Consider the following 4055-nt stretch of genomic DNA (forward strand, 5'->3'; position numbering starts at 1 on the left):
AGCGCGGGCAGATGGTTTTCCTTACGGCGCGCCGCCTTGGTGGTCAACGCCGAAACGGCACTGCTGACCAGCTGATTCATCAACGTGCGACCAGTGCGTTCACGTGAGGTATCACGGATCAGGAACAACACGATCATCGCCACAAAGCAGCCGATAATCTGGCCGATGGCGCTGTCGATAAATGACGAGACGTGGAAACTCATCGGGTTGCTCAACACGATGATATTAATGGTACTTGCCAGGGTGCCTAGCGAGCCCAAACGGCGTTTCTGTACTTCAATACCGATGACAAAGGACATGATGCCCAGACTCAGGCACAGCAAGAACATGCTTTGCTGGGTCTCTGGCAGAATAAACATATAAAACAGCGCACCAAGCGGCAACGCCACCAGCACGCCCAGCAGGAAGTCGAGCGCCATCATTTTTGGATTTGGCGTACGCATCGCCAATGCGGTCACGACGGCGATCATTACCATACAACCGCTGCCGGACGTCCAGCCGGTCCACAGCCAGAACAGGCAGCCTATTGAGGTCGCCGCCCAGGCTCGCAGCCCGTTAATCATCGCGTGGTGGCCTTCTGCCGACGGCCTTTTCACCACCACCTCTCCGGCCAGTATCTCGTTTTCTACCGCGTTGATGCCGCTGTTGGTATGCACACCTTTTGCTACCAATAGATAGCGCGTCGCCGCGCCCACCCAGCCGGTGATCGTTTGCAGATGTTCATCGCTACGGTTGGTTGCCAGCACCTGGCGCACCAACTTCAGGCGTTTATGGACTTCCTGCGCGGTTTCCGCCGGCACCATCAGCAGCTCACGGATATTTTCCTTCACCGCATCCGGGTGATTGAGCAAAATCAGGTAGGTTTCACAGGCCTGAGTGATCAACGTCAGCGAAAGCGTATGTAACGCATACAAGCGGCTGTTAACCCGCTGCCAACGTGACGATTCCAACATCAGGTTGCTACGCATCCCGTTGATGGCGGTGGTGCTTTTTACCAGATCGCTCCAGGCGCGGTCGATATCCTCTTTGCCGGCATCGCTGATACACATTTGCATCAGCTTGTACTGCCCCACCAGCAGTTGATCCACCGCACGATCGATATCCTGTTTGATCGAACGCGGGGAAAACAGCAGATCGGCCAGTATCGCACTGAGAATACCGAGCACGATCTCGCTACAGCGCTCTACGGCGAACTGTGGCGCGTCCAACAGTGAGGTTATGGTGGTTGTAGTGGTTGCGGAGGTGACGATGATAATCAGTGCGGTGTAGCCCGCCAGCCCCCAGGCATAGGAGTTTTCGACCTTCACCAGCGAGGAGATCCAGGTACAGACCCCCAGCCAGACGCAACAAAGCATCAGCATCACTACCGGTGCACGGGCGCAGGTAACGATAATCAGCAAACCGACAAAACAGCCGATAAAGGTGCCGATAATACGCAGCCAGCCACGATAGCGGATCGCGCCAGAGAAAGGTTCCCCTCCAGCGGCAAAGGCCGGGCCAGCAGCCACAATGGCCGCCGTCAGCACTGACCAGCGCGGGGTTTCCAGATTGAGGTGAAAACCGACAAACAGGGCGAAGACGATCGCAAAGCTGAGCTTGCAGGCAAACCGCAGCCGGAGAAAGGTTGGGCTGTTCATTAGCCGAACTCACGTAACCGATGCATCAGCCGGATAAACGGCGAACCGCTGTCGACGCTACGATCGCTCTTACCGGTAATGACCACGGTCGCGGTGGTCCCTGCCGGGTAAGAGTGTTGCTGATCTTTCTCATCCAACATGATTTTCACTGGCACGCGCTGTGCCAGACGTACCCACTCCAGGTTGCTGTCGATCGACGCCAGCCCCTTGCTGTTTGGGGTGCTGCTGCTGTTATTCACCGCCGCAGCCAGGCTATCGACGGTGCCGTGCATAATGCGGTTGCTGCCCAGTGGGGTGATCTCGGCACGGTCGCCTTTGCTCAGCCCTTCAAGCTTGGTTTCTTCCAGATAGGCGATGACATAGAAACTGTTTTTCTTCACCAGCGCCACCGCCGTAGAACCACGGGTGATAAATTCCCCTGCGTGGACGTTGAGGTTGGTGACCCAACCGTCTGCTGGCGCACGCACCGTGGTCCGTTCCAAATCCAACTGCGCCAAATCGCGCACGGCGATGGCCTTGGCCAACTGATGCTGTACGGTTTGCAGCACGTTATTGGATTGGTCGATCTCTTCTTGTGACATCGCCTGGATCCCCAGGCGCACACGGCGGCCCGCCTCACGCTTCTTCTCGGCCGCCAGCGTCTGATAATAGGCCACATCGGCGTTGGCTTCGGCCAGTGCCTGTTGGTAGCGTGGTTGGTCGATCACCATCAGGATCTGGCCCTGTTGCACCAGTTGGTTGTCGGCGATCGGCACGTCAGTCAGCAAACCGCTGACGTCTGGGGCAATCGCCACCACGTCGGCGGTGAATTTGGCATCACGCGTCCACGGTGATTGGGTGTAAAACGCCCAGGCCTTGAACACGGCGATGGCTGCCAGTAGAACCAGCAGCAAGGTGATGGCGATGCGGATTATTTTTAATGACAGAGTTTTCACAGCAGCCTCAAACGAAAAGACACGAAATCAGATAAAACAAACAGCAATACAGCGCGGTATTGAACAGCGCCGGATGCCAGACAAAATCGTAAATCCCGGTCGGCTGCAACAGGCGGCGTATGACGAAAAACAGGGCCAACGACGCTAACAGCTCAAAAAATACCGGCGGGAACGACAGTCCAAAAATGACCATAACCGGAAGCAAACTCATCACTTTATCCTTAATTGTTTACTGCACCGGGGTTTTCCCTGCTGATTTCACATTCCATTTACATTCTAGCGCACGGACGCCAAACGTTATGATCTGGCAGTTGACCAGGCCACAAACCTGAAAAAGGGTTAAGCTAACAGCAGGCTTCCGCGAGAGGGAATGTATGGATAACCGGAGGGATCGTGCGGCCACGGCAGTATACCGCGGCATAGCTGACCACGCTCAAGCGTTCAGAAGATCTTTACACCCGACGCGTTATATTAGCCTGCTTACTATCAACTCATCAATAATCTGTGATCTAAATCACTTTTAAGCCAGAGTGAACAATGGAAAGACTAAAACGGATGTCCGTGTTTGCCAAAGTCGTTGAATGCGGGTCATTTACCGCGGCGGCACGCCAGCTCGATATGAGCGTTTCATCCATCAGCCAGACAGTGTCCAAACTGGAAAATGATCTACAGGTGAAGCTGCTTAACCGTAGCACGCGCAGTATCGGCCTGACCGAAGCCGGTAAAATCTACTATCAGGGCTGCCGCCGCATGCTGCAGGAGGCTACCGAGGTCCATGAGCAGCTTTATGCGCTGAACAATACGCCTATCGGCACGCTGCGTATCGGCAGTTCCTCCACCATGGCGCAAAACGTCCTGGCGACCATGACCGCCGACATGCTGCAAGAGTATCCTGGCTTGACGGTCAACCTGGTCACCGGCATTCCGGCCCCGGATCTGATCGCCGATGGCTTGGACGTGGTGATCCGTACTGGCGAACTGCAGGACTCCAGCCTGTTTTCCAAACGCCTGGGCTCAATGCCGATGGTGGTCTGCGCCGCCAAAAGCTACCTTGCGCAGCACGGCACACCGCAAAAGCCAGCGGATATGGTGAATTTTTCCTGGTTGGAATACAGCGTGCGACCCGACAGTGAGTTTGAACTGATGGCACCCGAAGGCATCAGCACGCGCATTTCCCCCCAAGGGCGCTTCGTGACCAACGATTCACAAACCATGATCCGCTGGCTAAAAGCCGGGGCCGGAATTGCTTACGCGCCGCTGATGTGGGTAATTGAAGAGATCAAACGCGGTGAGATTGAGATCCTGTTCAAGCGCTACCACTCGGAACCCCGCCCGGTTTACGCACTGTACACCGAGAAAGACAAGCTGCCGCTCAAGGTGCAGGTGTGTATTAATTACCTGACGGAGTACTTCAAACGCGTGGCGGAAGTGTATCAGGGCTATCGTTAATTCCCCACGTACAGTGATGCCCCTCACCCTAGCC

4 protein-coding genes are annotated in these 4055 nt (G+C 55.5%); 1 reads left to right on the plus strand and 3 read right to left on the minus strand.

Going from position 1 to position 4055, the window contains the following annotated elements:
• From aaeB to aaeX, 3 genes are all read right to left on the minus strand, one after another.
• A partial coding sequence (gene aaeB, locus ACLQ7H_RS27275; RefSeq protein WP_411755373.1) for a p-hydroxybenzoic acid efflux pump subunit AaeB occupies positions 1-1637 on the minus strand: 1637 nt, incomplete at its 3' end.
• Entirely contained in the window at positions 1637-2572 is a 936-nt protein-coding gene (gene aaeA, locus ACLQ7H_RS27280; RefSeq protein WP_411755374.1) for a p-hydroxybenzoic acid efflux pump subunit AaeA, read from the minus strand. The genes aaeA and aaeB, both read right to left, overlap by 1 nt.
• A 7-nt stretch (positions 2573-2579) precedes the next feature.
• Positions 2580-2783 (minus strand): p-hydroxybenzoic acid efflux pump operon protein AaeX, encoded by a 204-nt coding sequence (gene aaeX / locus ACLQ7H_RS27285; RefSeq protein WP_021180732.1) that lies wholly within the window; start codon positions 2781-2783, stop codon positions 2580-2582.
• Between the two features lie 326 nt (positions 2784-3109).
• On the opposite strand from aaeX, the gene aaeR reads away from it, so the two are divergent.
• Positions 3110-4021, plus strand: a complete 912-nt coding sequence (gene aaeR, locus ACLQ7H_RS27290; RefSeq protein ID WP_411755375.1) for an HTH-type transcriptional activator AaeR — start codon at positions 3110-3112, stop codon at positions 4019-4021.
• Positions 4022-4055 lie beyond the last annotated feature (34 nt).

It is taken from the genome of Serratia sp. (in: enterobacteria) (assembly GCF_046715635.1).
In the GTDB taxonomy this organism is placed as follows: Bacteria; Pseudomonadota; Gammaproteobacteria; order Enterobacterales; family Enterobacteriaceae; genus Chania.